Source organism: Nocardia speluncae NBRC 108251, assembly GCF_001613245.1.
In the GTDB taxonomy this organism is placed as follows: Bacteria; Actinomycetota; Actinomycetes; order Mycobacteriales; family Mycobacteriaceae; genus Nocardia; species Nocardia speluncae.
In genome coordinates this window covers 687,743-704,225 of the sequence record NZ_BDBZ01000002.1, presented here as the reverse complement: position 1 = coordinate 704,225, position 16,483 = coordinate 687,743, and the positions used below count along the sequence as shown (strand labels likewise).

The following is a 16,483-nucleotide window of genomic DNA, read 5'->3' as shown; positions in this document are numbered from 1 at the left end:
TCGCGCTCGGTAACTGCGGTAAGAGTGATTGCGGGTCGCTATGGCTGTAAGCAGAAGTTTCTCGGGGATGCTGATCGCACTCACCGTCGCTGTGGCGACCGCGACGGCAGGGACCCTTACCGCTCCGGCGCACGCCCAGCCCCCGGACCTTTCGGGTCCGTCGGGTTCGCCGGCCGAATTGCCGGTCAGTACCTGTCCGGCGATGTATGCCTTGGGTATCCAGGGCACCGGCGAATCATCGCCGGATGCCGCGCCCACCACCGATACCGGCATGCTGTCCACGGTGTTCCGGCCGCTCATGGCCGCGGCGCCAGAGGAAAAGCTGGTCCAGCGCGCCTATGTGCCCTACGAATCCAGTTTCGGTGGCATAGACGGCGGTAGCGTCACCCCGTACTCGGATTCGGTGAGTGGCGGCCTGATCCGGTTGCGCACCATGGCGGCATCGGTGGCGCAGCGCTGCCCCGATACTCGGTTCGCGATTGTCGGCTACTCCCAGGGCGCCCATGTCGCTTCGGTATTCGCCCAGGAGATCGGGCAGGGGCAGGGCCCGTTGCCCGACGACAAGATCGCGGCTGTGGCCTTGATCGGCGACCCCACCAGAACCCCCGGCGCCGCTCTGTTTCCCGGAGCGCCGGGCAAGGCGAACCCGGATCCGGCGCCCGGCACCGAAGGCGCGGAAATCGCCGGGATCGCGGCGTTACCGCAGGCACCCGCCACCGGTGGCGGGATCGCCCCGAACCGGGACGCTGCCGAGGATTTCGGCAGCCTCACCGGACGGGTGGCCAGCTTCTGCGCCGCGGGCGATCTCGCCTGCGACGCACCCGAGGGCGCACCGATTCTGAAGGCGGTGGCCAGTATCGTCGGGCAGGCCAAGCTCAGTGGCGGCGACCCCATCGCCTCCCTCACCTCGGTTGCCCAGGCGCTCGCCTTCACTTCGATCAAAACCGCGACCAAGGTGGTCAACGAGGACGTTTCGGGTACCTCGCTGGCGAATCTGAACATCTCGCCGAAGAAGTCGATCTCCGAACGGCTGGCCGATGCCGCCGATCCGCGGACCCCGCTGGATATTCCGGGCGCGATGCGGGCGTTGCTGAAGGTCGGCATGATCGGGTTGAACGCGGTGGTCACCGTAGTACGGACGGTCCTGAACCCCGTGGCGATCGCCGAACTGGCCACGGCCGGACTGGCCAACCCGCCGGCGGCGCTGCTGCTGCTGGGAACCAAGTTGCTGGGCGCGATTCCGCAACTCATACCGCCTACCACCGGTATCCGGCTGGTGAGCCAGGCTTTCACCGCCGTCGTCGACAATATCCAGGACAACCACGCCCTGCTCGACACCACGACGTGGGTGCGCTACTGGGATACCATCCAGCGGCATCAGGCCTATGGCAACGCGTCGATTTCGGCTACCGGCGAAGCGCCCACGAAGTTCATTGCCGACTGGTTCGCCGCTGCCGCGCGGGATCTCGCGAGTGCCTACGGTAGCGGCAACGAACCGGTTGCCGACGAACCGGCGCCGCTGGGTAGCGCCCCCGGAGCAGGGTTGCCACCGTCGGCCGGATTCTCAGGAAGCGGGCCCGGCGCGTCGCCTGCGCCCGCCCCCTCCGGTACGGGACAATTCCCATTCGGGACAGGAGCCGGCGGCGCATCCCCGGATCGACCGTCGGCAGACCGGTCCGATACACCCCCGACAACCGAAAACGACTCGTTCTCCGTGAACTGATCGCCGAGAGGGATCGATGATGCGATATCACGTGCCCGGCGCCACGGGAATGGGGGAATGTTGAAGTCCTACAAAAAACTCGATCGATGGTACGGCCTGCTCGAACCCGAGGGGGACAGTGGTACTGCGGACCGTCCGGCCGGGCGGCCCGAACCGGAGGTCGCCGCGGCCGCTGCCGACGACGGCCCCGCCAGGTATCCCGACTACATCGCCGAGGCCGGCAGCGCATCTGCCGCGCCGGACCGGGCGCCCGCCGAACTCTCCGGCCGGCGCACCGAATTCACCGGCGGCTGGTCCGACTGGGTGGACGAGCCGGCCGGTGAGCGTGACGGCGATCTCTTACGTCTGGCCCGGCCCGACGCCGAACTCGCCGAACCCGCCCGTATCGGCCGTAATCCCGGCCGGCTGCGTGAGATGTCCGGCGATGCCGGGGCCCGTCGGCGCCGGACGTTCGGTGTGCTGGTCGCCGCCGTCGTCGTCCTCGCCATCGCTACGGCCGTAGTGGTGTACCTGCTGGCTCCGAGCGCGCCCCGGGCCGCCGGACCCGACGACGGTGCCGGATTGCGTTTCACCTCGGGCAGTGCGGGGACCGAAGCCGGCATGCAATGCCCGGACGAACAGGACGGCCCGGTGTTCCGCGGCGCCGGTCCGGGCGGAACAACTTCCGGGCCCGCCGCGATTCTGCGCTTCCAATATGCCTTCTATGTCGAGCGTTCCGGCGGCGCTGCCCGCGCGGTGGTGGCACCCGACGCCGCGGTGTCCTCCGGAGAGATCATCCAGGCCGGTATCGACAGCGTCGAACCCGGAACCCGGCACTGCGTACGCATCGTGGCCGTAGCCGACGGGCGATACTCCGTCGAGGTCACCGAATACCGGCCCGGTGGTGAACCGGCCACCTACAGCAGGCAGACGGTCACCACCGCGGCGATCGACGGCCGCACCCTCATCACGGGTATTACGGCCGGATAGAGGAGAGTGCAGGATGGGAGAGGATTGGAGCCGCTGGCTCGATACCGCACCGGATTCCGAGACGGCGGACGAGACAGGCGGGAACCGGAAGGCGTCGGTGGTCCGGCTGCGCGGTAGCGGTGGCCGCACCCCGGGCGCGGCCCGGCCGATCCTGGTGGTCGGTGGCTGCGGTGGTGCCGGAACGACCACCACCGCGCTGGCGCTCGCAGGCGAACTGGGGCTTTCGGGAACTGCCACCGTGGCCGTGGACGCTACCCCGGCGGGCGGCGATCTGGCCTTGCGCGGCGCCGACGAGCATCTGCATCCGATCAGCCTGCAGCAGTGGTTGTACGGCCGCGGGGACGACGAACCGGCGCCGCTGAAGGACTGCATGTCGCGCGCTACCTCGGGAATAGGTCTGCTGTGGCGCGATGCGGCGCCGCTGCGCCGCCGGGCCAGCTATCTCACCGTGGCGCGGGCGGTCGACCATGCCGGGTACACCGGGATCTTCGACGGTGGCAGCCCGATCGCCGGCCGACAGTTGCGTCCCTTGCTGGACGACGCGGATATCGCGCTGGTGCTGGCTATTCCGGCGCGCGTCGACGCGGCGAATCGGCTGCGGGTTACCCTCGAATGGCTGGATGACGAATACGGCGACCAGTCCGAGCCGATGGGCGGTGGCATCGTCGGCGACACCACGATCGTGGTGTCGCATCAGCATCCGGGAGTCGATTCGCGGGTCGCCGACCATCTGCGTGAGCATCTGTCCGGCTGGGTCCGCGATATCGTCGAGGTGCCCTACGATCCGCATCTCGCCCGCGGCGAGCTGGTCCGGCATATCGCTCTGGCCGATGAGACCCGGCAGACCTACGAGCGGTTACTCGCGGGGGTGGCATCATGACGGCCGCTATGAATCTTCCTCGCCGACCCGACCGTACCGCCGCCGCCGGAGTGGTGCCCCCGCCGGAATCGCGCCGCGCCGCCCTCTGGGACAGGCCCGTGCCGGGTGCCGGGCGCGCGCCGCTGGTCTGGCTCCTGGGGGTGCACGGCGGCGCCGGTGCCAGCACCCTCGCGCATATCCTGGCGCCTGCCGCGGATTGCGGGCGACGCTGGCCGGGTGTTCTCGACCGGGAATCGCCGTTCGTGGTGCTGGTCGCCCGGGAGACCATCGCAGGGCTGACCCATGCCCATGATCTGCTGCGCCAGCATCATGCCGGGCTGGCCGGGCCAAGTGAAGTGCTCGGGCTGATCACGGTGGCGGCCCGGCCGGGCCGGATGGCGCCGGAGATCCGCCGATATCGCGATGTGGTGGCCTCTATCGCCGGACAGGTCTGGCAGGTGCCGTGGTACGAGGAATGGACGCTGGTGGAGCCGGAGAAGCTGCCGGTGTGGACGCCTGGGGCGGCGGTCGCCGCGCAGCGCCGCCGCCGGATCGACCCGCTCGACGAAGTTCCCCTGGATATCCGGGAACTCGGCTCGGAGATCGTCGCGGCCGCCCGTGCCGCCCTGGAAGAATCGGAGGCCGCCCCCGCGCGGGGCCGATCGAGATTCGTGGAGGAGTGATGCCGTGATGCCCGTCGAGCACAGTTCCTGTTCCGTGCTCCCCGCGCTCGCGCGGACCCAATGTTGCACCTCAGTTATCGAGAAAGGCACCCGATGAGCACCGTACTTCTCGCGGTTCACCAGGTCTACGACACGGCCGTACTGGCGCAGATAGGTAATCCGACTCCGGAGGCGCCGCCCGGCTCCGACAAGATCTTGCAGCTGGTCCGTTATCTCACCTGGTTCGTGCTGCTGTCCGGTATCTGCGGCATCGTCTACGCGGGCGGTAAGTTCGCGTGGGAGAAGTGGACCGGCGGCGGTCTGGAGTCGCCGAAGATGGTGGCGGGCGCGATGATCGGCGGCGTAGTGGCCACCAGCGCGGGCACCATCATGAACGCCGTCATCGGAACGTGAGGTAGAGATGGATCTGGTCGGGGCGGCCGGTGTACTGGCTTATAAACAGATGCCGGCCGAGGTGCTGGAACCGCTGATGCAGCTGTTGAACTGGCTGCTGTGGTTCGTCCTCATGGGCTGTCTGGCGTGGTTGATCGTCTCGGCGGGCAAACTGTGGCTCACCTTCAAGGGCGATCTGGCGATGAACGACGCGTCGCACGGTGTGCTGATGAGTCTGCTGGGAGCGGCTGTCGCCAGTACCGCCTCCGGTATCGCCTTGGCGTTCCTGCCCGGATGAGCCGGGGCGAGGCGAGGGGAACGACCTGCGGATGAATTCGACCGAGACACCAGCCGCGCCGCGGTTCGGTGCGTTGCGGGTTGCCGGGGTGCTGTCGGTAGTACTGCTGACCGGAGCCGTCGGCTGTGGGGGCGGTGAAGCGGCGGCGCCGCCGGATCTGTCCGTGCCACCGACGAATGTGCGCTGGCAGCCCTTCCAGGGTGTGCCGCTGCCGCGTGCCGATCAAGGGCCGACCACCGAAACTGACGGTGCAGCAACGGGTTTCGAGCATTCGCCCGCCGGTGCCGGGGTTGCGGCGATGGTGCATGCCGTGCGACTGTCGGTGGCCGATGACAGTCAGTGGTCGAATATCGCTGCCCGGGAAGTGGTTCCGGGTCCGGCGAAGGACGAGTGGGCGGTGAACCGGGTGCAGGTGTCCATCAGTGGGCCCGCGGATCCGGTGTACGCACCCCGGTTGCTCGGGTACCGGATCACCGAGTACACCGATCAGCGGGCGGTGGTGGACGTGTACAGCGAGTATTCGGACAGTTCGAAAGCCGTGAACCATACGGCGGTGGAGTGGTTCGCCCACGATTGGCGGTTACGGCTACCGGACCCGGAATCGACCGCGCGACCCATTGAGCCGGTTGGCGAAATACCGAGTGACGCAGTGAAAGTGGAGGCACCGAAGTGAGCGGGAAGGAGACCTATCAGCGTGACCGAGTCTCCTTCGGGGTCGTGGCGTCCGCGGCAGTGCTGGCCCTGATCGTGATCGTGGGCGTCGTGATGTGGACCGGACGTGAGGACGAGCCCGTAGCCGGCCCCGCGCCCGCCCCCGCGGTCGGTGAGGGTTTCGCGGATCCGGACACCGACGTCTTCAACCGCCGCATAGATATTCCGAACAACCCGGCAGGACAAGTACTTCCGCAGGATCCGTCGCCACAGCGCAACCCTGCCGATCCGGATTGGCTCACGGCCGCTCCGGAAGGTACTACCGGGCCGCGAGGCTGGCAGCGGGTGTACGGCGCCTCGGTGCCGTTCTCCACTTCGGACGGCCCGCAACGGATAGAAGACAGTCTGGCAGTGGGATATTCGCATACCCCGCAGGGCGCCGCGCTGGCTGCCGCACAGATCACCTACCGGCTCAACGCCCGCCCCGCCCACCGCGACCTGTACGTGCGGCAGGTGCGGGTTTCGGCACAGCAGATCGCGGCCTACGACAAGGCCCTGGAAGCGGATGCGCTGCCCGAGCAGCAGCCCGAATCGGTCACCCAGTATCTGGTGGCCTCCGATGCGTTCAAGATCGACGACTACGCCGACGATATGGCGATAGTGCGGCTGGCGCTGCGCGCTCCGGCGCTGGACGGGAAACCGGTGTGGGTGACCATGCGGCTGATCATGGTGTGGGATGCGGGTGATTGGCGGTTGAAGCCCACCACCTCGCCTAACACACAGACCGAGTATGTCGAATCGCTGGAGAGGTGGACTCGATGGTGATTCCGTTGTTGGGACGGAAAGTGGAAGCTCAGGTAGTGCGCGAAGACAGTGACCCCGACGGCCGCCGCCCGGACCCGGCTGTTTCGCGGCGGGTGTCGCTGGCCAGACGATTTGTCACCATCTTCGCGGTGATCTTCACGGTGATGGTCACGACTCCGGCCGTGGCCAACAGCCAGCCTTACGGCTGGGATCAGACCTGCAACGAGATACACGACGCGCTCGACGATCTCGGTATCCCCGGAATATCGCTCGGCGATGCCGCAGCGGCAGTCTGCAAGGCGGGTAATGCGGCGGCTCATCCCGGCGAGGCCGCGACCGCGGTCAAGGACAAGGCGTGGGATTCCACCTTCGGCAAGGTGGTCGATTCGCTGATGAACGGCCTCGGTGAGGCCATCATCCTGGCGTTGACCTTCTGGATGAAGGTGCCCAACGAGGTGGCCAGCGATTCGGGCACTCTGTTCACCAAGATCAACGATTACACCTATCAGGTACAGATACTGCTGTTGATCGCCTCGATCATCATCACCGGACTACGCCTGGCCGAAGCCAGACGCGGCGCCGCCATGAACGAAGCGGCCGAATCGTTCCGGATGTTCACCAGAGTGGTGTTCAGTTCGTGGATGCTCGGTGCGGTCATCGTCGCCGGCACCGTGGCCTCGGACCGGTTCGCCGAATGGATAATCCAGGACTCCACCGACGGCAACGCCCGCAACATGGCCGAGCTCATGGTGAAAACCAGCAAGTTGCAAGCCTTCTCACCCGGTCTTGTATTGATCATTGCCATTGTCGGCCTGCTCGGGGCACTGGCCCAGATCATCCTCGCCATCGTGCGCCAGGGGTTGCTGGTGATCGCGGCCGGTGTGCTGCCACTGGCGGCCGCAGCGTCCGGGATGAATACGGGTAAGCAGTCGTATCAGAAACTGGTCGGCTGGATCATCGCGTTCATGCTGTGGAAACCCGTGGCCGCGATTGTGTACATGATCGCTTTCACCACCGCGGGACACGTCGACGAGATGACCCCCGCAGGCGGTCTGCCCGAAGCGGAGGAAGCCCAGCGCATGCTGGTCGCGATCGTGCTGCTGTGCAGTGTCGCGTTCGTCCTGCCGGCACTGATGCGCCTGGTCACGCCGGCGGTGGCGATCGTGGGCAGCGGCGGCTCGGGCCTGACCGCGACCGGCGGCACCCTGCTCGCGGCCGCGGGTCTCGGTGCCATGGGTACCAAGGCCGTGGGAGCCAAGGGCGCGGCCGCCCCCGGTCGCGCCGGATACGTCGGCGGCGCAGCGGGTCCCCCGCCGCCCGGGGGCAGTCGCGTCGGCGGTGCCCCGCGGCCTACGCCTCCGCCACGCGGTGGCGGTGGTGGCGCCGCGGCGCCACCACCCCAACGGTCGGGTGAACCGCCACGCGGCGGCGGTGTACCGTCCGGATCGTCCCGCGTCGCCAGCGGAATCGGCGCTGCCCGGTCCGCGACGACCGGGATGAGCCGCGCCGATCAAGCCATGGGCGATGTCGCGGGTGACCGCTGGACCAACCGTTCCCCCGACCTCGGTAGGAGCACCATCCCGCGATGACGAGCACCGAAACCTACGAACGCCGCTCCTACGGGTTGTGGCAGAAACCGCGCAGTGCCGGACTTTTCGGCTTGCGCTGGGAAGAGACCGTGCTCGGCTTCGTGGTGGTCATCACCGCGCTGGTCGTCGCAATGGTCGGCGGTTTCCAATGGGGCGCCATCGTGGGCGGGACCGGTGTGGTGATCATGGCGCCCCTGGTGATGCGGCACGGGGGACGCTCGGGCTACGAGACGGGATTGATGATGTTCCACTGGATGCGTTCACGCAGCCGCGGCGAGCACGTGTACCGCGGCGGCCGATTCTCCCGGGTACCCGGCGGTTTCACCCGCCTGCCCGGTCTGCTCGCCTCGTCGAAACTCTACGAAGGCATCGACGCCGGCGGTTACAGCTTCGGCATGATCCACCTACCACAGTTCGCGCAGTACACGGTGGTGCTGCGGGCATGGCCGCAGGGCCACGAGGCGGTGGACCAGCCGGTGATCGACCGCTGGGTTTCGGCCTGGGGCACGTTCCTGGCCTCCGTCGGCCAGACCAGCGATATCGTCGCCGTCGTCCCGGTGATCGATACCGTGCCGGAGACCGGGAACCGGCTGCTCACCGAGGTTTCCACGATTACCCGGCCGGAATCACCCGACCTCGCCCAGCAGGTGATGTACGAACTGGCCACCGAACTCCCGCAGGAAAGGGTGCAGCTGCTGCCGCGGGTCGCGATCACCTTCAAAGCGACCACCGCGGAACGGCGGAAGAACCCGGCCGAGGAAGCGGTCGAGATCGGCCGCCGACTTCCCGGTATCTGCTCCGCGCTCGCCGAGGCCGGTGTGCGGGCCCAGCCGATGTCGGCCGAGGAGGTCATCGGCTTCATCCGGCGCAGCTACGACCCGGCCTCGCAGGCCGACCTCGAGGTAGCCGCTGGGGAACCCGAAGGGCACGGCCTGGACTGGGCGGATGCGGGACCGGTATCGCACGACGAGAAATGGGACCATCTGATCCACGACGGCGGCCGGTCGGTTACCTGGGAGATGGATACCGCGCCCGAGGGCGCGGTGGACGAACGAGTTCTGCAGCGTCTGCTCGCGCCGAACCCGGAGGTGCCGCGGAAGCGGATCGCCATCGTGTACCGGCCGCATTCGGCCGCCGACGCCGCCGAGATCGTGGACGACGATTTCAAGAACGCCCTGGTCGCACAGCAGAGCGAACGCGGCGTGGTGTCGGCCTCGGCGACTCTGCGGGTAGGCGCGACCCAGCAGGCCCGCGAGGAACAGGCCCGCGGGCACGGTGTCACCCGGTTCGGTGCGCTGGTCACTGTCACCGAACCCATGCGCGGCGATCTGCCGCGGATCGAAGCCATCACCCGCGACCTGTCGACCCAGGCCCGGTTGAAGATCCGCCGGTGCTACCGCTACCAGGCCGCGGCCTTCGCGGCATCGCTCGGCTGCGGGGTGATTCTGCCCGAGCACGCGACCATTCCGAAAGCATTGGCAGGGTGAACGACTGATGGTACGCGAGCACGAGCCCCCCTTGCGGGAACGGAACCGGGTCCGGGTCGCCACCGGCGAGCGGGCACGATCGGGCCGGGACGACGACCGGCGCGCCCAGGACGCCGAACCCGGCTCCGGGACCGGCCGGCGGCGCGAGGGCGGCGGCTCGCGTACCGAACGCCGGGGCGGGACTTCGCGCACTGCCGATCCGGGCGGCCGGGTCCCGCGCGAACGGGGTACGGCACACCGGGAACAGGTGCGCCGCAACCGGGTCGATACGACCGCGGACCGGGCGATGGGTACCCCGGAGTTCGACAAGGTCGCGCGCCGGGCGAAAGTCCGGGCCGAGAAACGTAAGCAGTCGGGCCCACCGCTGCTCGATCCCACGACCCGCTCCCGGCTGGAGGAGCTCAGCCGTGAGGGTGCCGGATTGCGCGCGGCCTGGGCTACCTTCCGGGTCCGCACCGACGATATCCGCCGGCGCAACTACGAGGCCCGCGCGGAACAGGAATTCCAGGACGGTTTCGACCGGCAGACCGCACAGTTGACCGAGCGTGGTTATGCGGGGGCCGGTGGCGGCCGGATGAATGTCGTGGGCCGCCCGGTCGAGTACCGGGCCACGACCGCGCAGGTGGCCGGGCTGTGGCCGTGGTCCGTAGGCGCCGGGGCACCGCTGATCGGGACCCCGTTGGGGTCCCATCTGCATACCGGCGCGCCCGTCTGCTTCGATCCGATGAACTGGTTCATGCGCGGCAGTTTCATCACTGCACCCAGCCTTTTCGTTCTGGGGCTCAATGGTTTCGGCAAGTCGTCACTGGTCCGCCGGATCGTCCTCGGGGGAGTCGCGCAGAGCATCACCCCGTTGATCCTCGCCGATGTCAAACCCGACTATCGGCGACTGGTAGAACTGGTCGGCGGGCAGGTGATCGACCTGGGGTACGGCCACGGCAAACTCAACCCATTGGCGGGCGGGGTCCTGGGCGATATCGTGCCGCGGTTGGCCGAACACCCCGAATTGCAGCGTCAGGTCTTGCAGGATCTGCACGCCCGGCAGGTGACGTTGATCGCGGGGCTGGTGGAACTCGTGCGCGGGGCCCGGGTGCGTGACTACGAGGAGACATTGATCTCCACTGCACTGGGGATCCTGTATCGGCCGGGCAGCGGGTACAGCCCGGATCGGCCGCCGATCATGGAGAACCTGCTGGAGGTCATCGTCGCCGGCGGCGAGGAGATGATGCTGGACGCCGGCGCGGACAGCGCGAGCGAATACCAGGAGGCGATCAGGGGGCTGCGGCGTTCGTTGCGTGCCCTTACTCAAGGCCCGTTCGGTGCGGTGTTCAACGGCCAGACGACGGTGCCGATCGATACCGATTCGGTGGCGGTGTGCATCGATGTTTCCCATATCCCGAACGGGGACAAGAAGCTCAAGGCCGCCGTCATGCTGGCCTGCTGGGCCGACGGTTTCGCCGCGGTGGAGGCGGCGCACACTCTCACCGATGCGGGGATGGCCCCGCAGCGGTACTTCCAGGTGGTGATGGACGAGTTGTGGCAGGTGCTCGGCCTCGGCGATTTCATGGTCGACCGGGTCGACGAACTGACCCGCCTGCAGCGCGGTATCGCCACCGCGCTGATCATGATCAGTCACACCATCAAGGATTTGCAGTCGCTCGGATCGGAGGCGGCCATAGCCAAGGCCCTCGGCTTCCTGGAACGCGCGCGCGCCAAGATCTTCGGCGCCCTGCCGGCCGAGGAAATCAAACGGCTGGACAGTACGGTGCCGTTCACCGCCGCCGAGGAGGAGATGGTGACGAGCTGGTCGGCTCCCCAGGCGCTTACGGGGGAGGCGCTCAAACCGGGGCAGGTGCGGCCCTCTCCACCGGGTACCGGAAAATTCCTGCTGAAGATCGGTGAGGATCGCCGGCCCGGTATCCCGTTCCATATGGAATTCACCGCCGCCGAGAAACTCAGCGGAATCCACGACACCAACCAGCGGTTCGACGAATTCACCGCACATCCGGGACGCTCCGGCGCCCGTGAGGCCGCGCCCGGCGACGGTGCGTATCCCGGCGGAGGGAGCGGTTCATGATGCCGCACCGGTCGTATCGGCGGGTATCGCCCGAAGTTCGCGCTGCCGCGGTGAAACAGGTCGTCGCGCTGACCGGCAAACTGCGCAGCGAATCGGAAGCATGCCGGCTCGTGGCCGAACAGATCGGGGTGCACACGAACTCGGTACGCAACTGGGTACGTGCAGCGGAAGGACCGGGGCTGGACCGGATGGATGCGGTCGCCTTGCGGCGGAAGGTCACACTGCTGCAACAGCAGTTGGCTGCGGCGGCCGAAGTGAACCGGGCGCTTGCGGACACTCTCAACGAAAGCCGGCGCCACACGTGAACCCGGCGCGGCCGTGAACGCGAAATCGGTGCTGTGGACAGCGCTCGGACTGGTACTCGGGTTGATGACGGTGATTCTGGTCATCGTGCTGCCCGCGGTCGACGACCCCTGTGAAGGGGGCTCGGTGGTGGACCCGAGCGGATCGGCCCCGCCGGGCGGCGACCCGCGAGCGGCGGGCGATATTCCGAGTGCGACCACCAACCCCGCGGCGACCGCCACACCTGTACTCGCGGCCGATGCGGGACCGCTGGACCGCACCTGGCCGATGGCCGCCGGAACCTTCTCGGTCTCCGATGTCTTCGGTTCACGCGGCGGCGGCCACAAAGGTATCGACCTGGCGGCGCCCGATGGGGCCCCCATCTTCTCGGTCACCGACGGGGTGGTGGTGGCCGCTGGTCCAGCGTCCGGCTTCGGGAACTGGATCGTGGTCGATTCCACCGATCCGCGTAACGGCCGGGCGTTCTCGGCGGTCTACGGACATATGTGGGACCACGGCGTGCTGGTGCGAGTGGGGGAGCAGGTGCGGGCCGGGCAGCATATCGGGGCGGTCGGCTCGGCCGGTGAATCCAGCGGTCCGCACCTGCATTTCGAGGTCGTGCCCGGCGGCCGATTCACCGGTGGCCGGCAGATCGATCCGGTGCCCTGGCTCGACGGCGCGCCGACTCCCGACCTCGGCGGTGCGCGAGCTTATTCGACGGACCCGGAGTGCGTACGCGGTTTCGGTACGCCGGGTGGGGCGCTGGCCGGTGGGAAGGTGCCGCCGGAACTCGAGATCTGGTACCGCCGAGCGGGTTCTCTGTGCCGGGAGGTCACACCGTCGCTGCTGGCCGCACAGGGTCGGCAGGAGTCCGGTTTCCGCCGCGGACTCACCTCGCCGGCGGGAGCGCAGGGTCTCGCACAGTTCCTGCCGGGTACCGCCGCCAGTACGAACCCCGACGACGGGCAGCCCTATGTCATCGATGCCGACGGCAACGGGGCGGCCAGTGTATGGGACGACGGTGACGCCATCATGGGCCAGGGACGTTATATGTGCGCGATTGCGCACAAGATCAACGGATGGATCGCAGAGGGGCGTGTGCACGGCGATGTGGTCGCGCTGACGCTGGCCGCCTACAACGCGGGCGAAGGTGCGGTACTGGCCTCCGGCGGTATGCCCAATCAGTTTGCCGCGCACTATTCGGAAACCCAGCCGTACGTCGCGAACATCCTGGCCATGGAGGCGGAGTACCGCGATCCCGGCGCTTCCGGCCGCTTCGCTCCCGATGCCGACGCCACCGCAGGCAGCGAGGTCGTCCGAGCCGCCCACGAATGGCTGGGCACCCCGTACGTCTGGGGCGGTGGTGGGCCACAGGGCCCCAGCAGCGGCGGACTCGACGGCCCGGGGCTCACCTCGGCCGCAGTATTCGCCGCCTCCGGTGGCGAGGTTTCGCTCCCCCGTACCGCGGAACAGCAGTGGGAGGCCGGAACCGAGGTTTCGATCAGCGGAATACAGCCGGGAGACCTGATCTTCAGCGAGTTCGCCGAACGCGGCCCCGCGCGGGTCGGGATCTACGCCGGTAACGGTCAGATGATCCACGCGGCCCCCGCGGTGACGGCGGATGCCGCGGGCGGGGTGGCCGAGGCGCCTGTACCCGGCGATGCCCGAGCGAGGAGGGTGCTGTGAACACGCGTGGATCGGCGACTCGTTCGGCGTCGTGGCGGTTAACCTGGAACCGGAAGACGAGTGCCGGTGCGGGACTGGTGGTGGCGCTGATGCTGAGCATGATGATGCTGAGCGGCTGTGGGGGTGGCGACGGCGCGGGTCCGGCAGGCGGGCCGGCCGTTCCCACTCCGCGGCGGCTCGAGGCCGTCCCCGCACCGGATCCCACCACACCCGACGGGGTGGCCGTTGCCGCGTTGCGGGAGATCTACCGGTGGGAGCCGGCCACCGAAGTACCGGGAGATTCCTTGGAGCGGGCGCGGAGATTCCTGGGCCCCAGCTTGGTCCGGGTACTGGACGCGCCCACGGATACCGCGGCTGTACCCGGCGTTTCGCTGCGCTGGGGTGAATGGGCGGCGGCGAGCGCGCGGGTCGAATCGTTTGCCTTCGCATCCGGGGACCGGCCGCCCGCCGGGCCGGATCCCGCGGTGCGGCAGTACAAGATCGGAATCGAGCAGACCGTCGTCTACCCGGACGGCCGCGAGGAACCCCTGGCGCCGGCCACCGTGATCGCGACCGTGGTGCAAACGCCCACGGGCTGGCGGCTCGACGGTTACCGGTGACCACGGGCGGGGACCACTGAGGAGGCAGGTATGGCGAAGAAGAAACCGGTGAAGGATCCGGCCGTCCCCGGCCCGGACCTGAGCCTCATCGCGATATATGTGGGCGGTGCGGTCCTGGCAACGGTCTGGGTGGCGCTGCATCTGGGCAATATGCTTTCGCTGCAGAAGCAGGATATGCCGGTCAACCCGATCGCCATTGTCGCGGGGATGGTCAAGGGGGAACTGCGCTGGCCCACCGGAGCCACGGTGATCCTGCTGCTGGTCGTCGCCGCGCTGGTCGGGTTCGTGCTGTGGCGCCGGCGTTCCGCGGCCAAACGCACTATCGGCCGGCTGGCAGTGGACGACAAGGCCGATGTCATGGGTAACGGCGGCGCCATCGCCGCCCTCACCGAGGCCGGTGTCCGGGACAAGGCCGGACAGCTCGGTGTGCGGCTCGGCTCCGACGATTCGCCGGGGGTGCCGATCGGGGTCGCTGTCGCCGACGGCTCCATGCTGTACGGCTCCTACGAGGATCTGCACCTCGATATCTGGGGTCCGCGGCAGGGGAAGTCCAGTTCACGGGTCATCCCGGCGATTCTCAGTGCTATCGGTCCGGTCCTGGCCACCTCCAACAAACGTGACGTCGTGGATGCCACCCGGGATGTCCGCGAAGCCAAAGGCAGCCGGACCTTCGTATTCGATCCGCAGGGTGTCGCGGCCGAGGAACCCACCTGGTACTGGAACCCACTCGCCTGGGTGGACGCGCACAGCGACGGCTGCGAGATGCGGGCGGCGCGGCTGGCCGGGCATTTCGCGGACGCGGACAGCGGTGCCGATTCCGGTAAGGACAACTTCTTCGACCCGGAGGCCGAAGATCTGCTGGCCGGCCTGTTCCTGGCCGCGGCGGTCGGCCGGCGACCCATCACGCAGATCTGGGAATGGGTGACGAACCCGAGCGATGCGGAGGCCGTCGAACTACTGGACAAAGCCGGGCACCGTTTCTCGGCGTCCGGCCTGGGCGCGCAGTACAACGCCGATCCCCGTACCCGCAGCGGAATCTTCAGCACCGCAAAGAAAATGGTGCGCTGTTTGAAATTGCGGAATGTGCACAAATGGGTGACCCCGCGCACGGATCCCAATGAAAGAGACCGGGGCCAGTTCGACGAGCTGGAGTTCATCGAGAACAACGGCACGCTCTACAGCCTGTCCCTCGAAGGCCGTGGTTCCGCCGCCCCGCTGGTCAGCGCGCTCACCGAGGCCGTTATCGACGTCGCCATGCGCAAGGCGTCCCGGTCGGCCTTCGGGCGGCTGCCGATTCCACTGCTGGCCGTGCTGGACGAGGCCGCGAATGTCGTGCGCTGGAAAGATCTGCCCAAGCAGTACAGCCATTTCGGGTCGCGCGGCATCGTGGTGATGACCGTCCTGCAGTCCTGGGCGCAGGGCGCCCGGTGCTGGGGCGACGATGGGATGAACGCGCTCTGGTCGGCCGCCAATATCAAGGTGTTCGGCAGTGGCGTAGACGACGCGAATTTCCTGCGGGAGCGTTCCGAGGCCATCGGCGAGCATTCGTCCATCTCGGGGTCGGTCTCGGAATCCAAGGGGAGCAAGAGTTACTCGCGGTCGCTGGGATCGTCGAAAACGTTCACGGTGCAGGCCCTGGCCACGCTGCCGCGCGGTCGCGCCATCGTGTTCTCGTCCGGGGCTCCGCCCGTCCTGGTGCGGACTGTGCCATGGTGGGAGGGCGAGTATGCGCCGCTGGTGAAGAAATCCATAGAGCAGCACGATCCGCAGCAGAAAACTCGTATCCCCGATCTCATCGGATCTCCGTCGCTCATCAAAGGAACACCCCCGGAACCGGATAGCGGACCGGGAGAAACACCCCCGGGACCCGATAACGGCCCGGGAGACAGGCAGGAGGTTCGCCCGCTGTGACCGAGACCCCCCCACAGCAAGGACAGCTCGTCTACGAGAACGTGGTGGAGTTCGTCGAGAACTATCTCAGCGTTGTCTATCGGCGCCAGGTCAGCGATCTCAGCGATACCGTCTGGTGCCCGCAATGGTGGCAACACACCGAGGCAGTGGTCCGGCTCGACGCTGTATGGCGAGCCTGGGAGCATCTGCGGCAGGACCCGGCCACCGGCATGAGCGTGTGGTTCCTCGACCATGCCGACCAGCACATGGCAGTTCTGCTCGACCCGCGCGGGCCGTTCAAATACTGCAGCGTGCGCAACGGGCACAAGGACAGACTCGACCCCCTCCCGCTGGCGTCACCGCCGCAGGGGTTGTTCAGCGAACCGGCAGACAACGGTGAGCACCCCGCCGCAGAATCCGAGCCTGCCGGTGGGATAGAGATCGAGGATCCACGACGCTGACAGGTTCGTGCTGCTTACTGCGCTACTGCACGAGAAAACGCCCGTCGCCGACG

Annotated in this window: 16 protein-coding genes; all 16 read left to right on the top strand. The window is 67.9% G+C overall.

What is annotated here, in order from left to right; all coding sequences use genetic code 11:
- Positions 1-40: 40 nt before the first annotated feature.
- On the top strand, positions 41-1,723 hold the full coding sequence (locus NS6_RS06025) for a cutinase family protein (RefSeq protein WP_245669141.1): 1,683 nt from the start codon (positions 41-43) through the stop codon (positions 1,721-1,723).
- Positions 1,724-1,780: 57 nt separating this feature from the next.
- Positions 1,781-2,692: a DUF8176 domain-containing protein gene (locus tag NS6_RS06020; protein WP_068037377.1), complete on the top strand. Its 912-nt coding sequence runs from the start codon at positions 1,781-1,783 to the stop codon at positions 2,690-2,692.
- 13 nt (positions 2,693-2,705) lie between these two features.
- A complete protein-coding gene (locus NS6_RS06015) occupies positions 2,706-3,572 on the top strand; it encodes a MinD/ParA family ATP-binding protein (protein WP_068037375.1) in 867 nt (288 codons plus the stop codon).
- On the top strand, positions 3,569-4,234 hold the full coding sequence (locus NS6_RS06010; protein WP_068037373.1) for a DUF6668 family protein: 666 nt from the start codon (positions 3,569-3,571) through the stop codon (positions 4,232-4,234). Before NS6_RS06015 ends, NS6_RS06010 begins: the two co-directional genes overlap by 4 nt.
- A gap of 93 nt (positions 4,235-4,327) precedes the next feature.
- The gene (locus tag NS6_RS06005; RefSeq protein WP_033241574.1) at positions 4,328-4,627 is read left to right on the top strand and encodes a hypothetical protein; all 300 of its coding nucleotides are present in this window, start codon (positions 4,328-4,330) and stop codon (positions 4,625-4,627) included.
- 7 nt (positions 4,628-4,634) lie between these two features.
- Positions 4,635-4,904, top strand: a complete 270-nt coding sequence (locus NS6_RS06000; protein ID WP_033241575.1) for a hypothetical protein — start codon at positions 4,635-4,637, stop codon at positions 4,902-4,904.
- 31 nt (positions 4,905-4,935) lie between these two features.
- Complete coding sequence (locus tag NS6_RS05995; RefSeq protein ID WP_245669140.1) at positions 4,936-5,577, top strand: DUF8175 domain-containg protein; 642 nt, start codon at positions 4,936-4,938, stop codon at positions 5,575-5,577.
- Complete coding sequence (locus NS6_RS05990; RefSeq protein WP_068037370.1) at positions 5,574-6,380, top strand: DUF8175 domain-containg protein; 807 nt, start codon at positions 5,574-5,576, stop codon at positions 6,378-6,380. Before NS6_RS05995 ends, NS6_RS05990 begins: the two co-directional genes overlap by 4 nt.
- The gene (locus NS6_RS36150) at positions 6,374-7,948 is read left to right on the top strand and encodes a hypothetical protein (RefSeq protein ID WP_281211392.1); all 1,575 of its coding nucleotides are present in this window, start codon (positions 6,374-6,376) and stop codon (positions 7,946-7,948) included. Before NS6_RS05990 ends, NS6_RS36150 begins: the two co-directional genes overlap by 7 nt.
- On the top strand, positions 7,945-9,435 hold the full coding sequence (locus NS6_RS05980; RefSeq protein WP_068037367.1) for an SCO6880 family protein: 1,491 nt from the start codon (positions 7,945-7,947) through the stop codon (positions 9,433-9,435). Before NS6_RS36150 ends, NS6_RS05980 begins: the two co-directional genes overlap by 4 nt.
- 7 nt (positions 9,436-9,442) lie before the next feature.
- Positions 9,443-11,512 carry a putative type IV secretion/conjugal transfer ATPase gene (locus tag NS6_RS05975; protein ID WP_068037364.1) on the top strand — a complete coding sequence of 690 codons (2,070 nt, stop codon included), beginning with the start codon at positions 9,443-9,445 and terminating at the stop codon, positions 11,510-11,512.
- On the top strand, positions 11,509-11,817 hold the full coding sequence (locus NS6_RS05970) for a transposase (protein WP_068037361.1): 309 nt from the start codon (positions 11,509-11,511) through the stop codon (positions 11,815-11,817). The genes NS6_RS05975 and NS6_RS05970 overlap by 4 nt, the downstream gene beginning before the upstream one ends.
- 13 nt (positions 11,818-11,830) lie before the next feature.
- Positions 11,831-13,480: a peptidoglycan DD-metalloendopeptidase family protein gene (locus NS6_RS05965; RefSeq protein ID WP_068037356.1), complete on the top strand. Its 1,650-nt coding sequence runs from the start codon at positions 11,831-11,833 to the stop codon at positions 13,478-13,480.
- Positions 13,477-14,079 carry a hypothetical protein gene (locus NS6_RS05960; protein WP_245669139.1) on the top strand — a complete coding sequence of 201 codons (603 nt, stop codon included), beginning with the start codon at positions 13,477-13,479 and terminating at the stop codon, positions 14,077-14,079. The genes NS6_RS05965 and NS6_RS05960 overlap by 4 nt, the downstream gene beginning before the upstream one ends.
- Positions 14,080-14,109: 30 nt before the next feature.
- Positions 14,110-15,990, top strand: coding sequence for a type IV secretory system conjugative DNA transfer family protein (locus tag NS6_RS05955; protein ID WP_068037350.1), 1,881 nt, complete (start codon positions 14,110-14,112; stop codon positions 15,988-15,990).
- Positions 15,987-16,430, top strand: a complete 444-nt coding sequence (locus tag NS6_RS05950; protein WP_084470645.1) for a DUF4913 domain-containing protein — start codon at positions 15,987-15,989, stop codon at positions 16,428-16,430. Before NS6_RS05955 ends, NS6_RS05950 begins: the two co-directional genes overlap by 4 nt.
- Positions 16,431-16,483 lie beyond the last annotated feature (53 nt).

Bases quoted from the DNA above. Each gene is read 5' to 3' on its own strand.
- NS6_RS06025 (WP_245669141.1), top strand. From the start codon at position 41: ATGGCTGTAAGCAGAAGTTTCTCGGGGATGCTGATCGCACTCACCGTC.
- NS6_RS06020 (WP_068037377.1), top strand. From the start codon at position 1,781: ATGTTGAAGTCCTACAAAAAACTCGATCGATGGTACGGCCTGCTCGAA.
- NS6_RS06015 (WP_068037375.1), top strand. From the start codon at position 2,706: ATGGGAGAGGATTGGAGCCGCTGGCTCGATACCGCACCGGATTCCGAG.
- NS6_RS06010 (WP_068037373.1), top strand. From the start codon at position 3,569: ATGACGGCCGCTATGAATCTTCCTCGCCGACCCGACCGTACCGCCGCC.
- NS6_RS06005 (WP_033241574.1), top strand. From the start codon at position 4,328: ATGAGCACCGTACTTCTCGCGGTTCACCAGGTCTACGACACGGCCGTA.
- NS6_RS06000 (WP_033241575.1), top strand. From the start codon at position 4,635: ATGGATCTGGTCGGGGCGGCCGGTGTACTGGCTTATAAACAGATGCCG.
- NS6_RS05995 (WP_245669140.1), top strand. From the start codon at position 4,936: ATGAATTCGACCGAGACACCAGCCGCGCCGCGGTTCGGTGCGTTGCGG.
- NS6_RS36150 (WP_281211392.1), top strand. From the start codon at position 6,374: ATGGTGATTCCGTTGTTGGGACGGAAAGTGGAAGCTCAGGTAGTGCGC.
- NS6_RS05980 (WP_068037367.1), top strand. From the start codon at position 7,945: ATGACGAGCACCGAAACCTACGAACGCCGCTCCTACGGGTTGTGGCAG.
- NS6_RS05975 (WP_068037364.1), top strand. From the start codon at position 9,443: ATGGTACGCGAGCACGAGCCCCCCTTGCGGGAACGGAACCGGGTCCGG.
- NS6_RS05970 (WP_068037361.1), top strand. From the start codon at position 11,509: ATGATGCCGCACCGGTCGTATCGGCGGGTATCGCCCGAAGTTCGCGCT.
- NS6_RS05955 (WP_068037350.1), top strand. From the start codon at position 14,110: ATGGCGAAGAAGAAACCGGTGAAGGATCCGGCCGTCCCCGGCCCGGAC.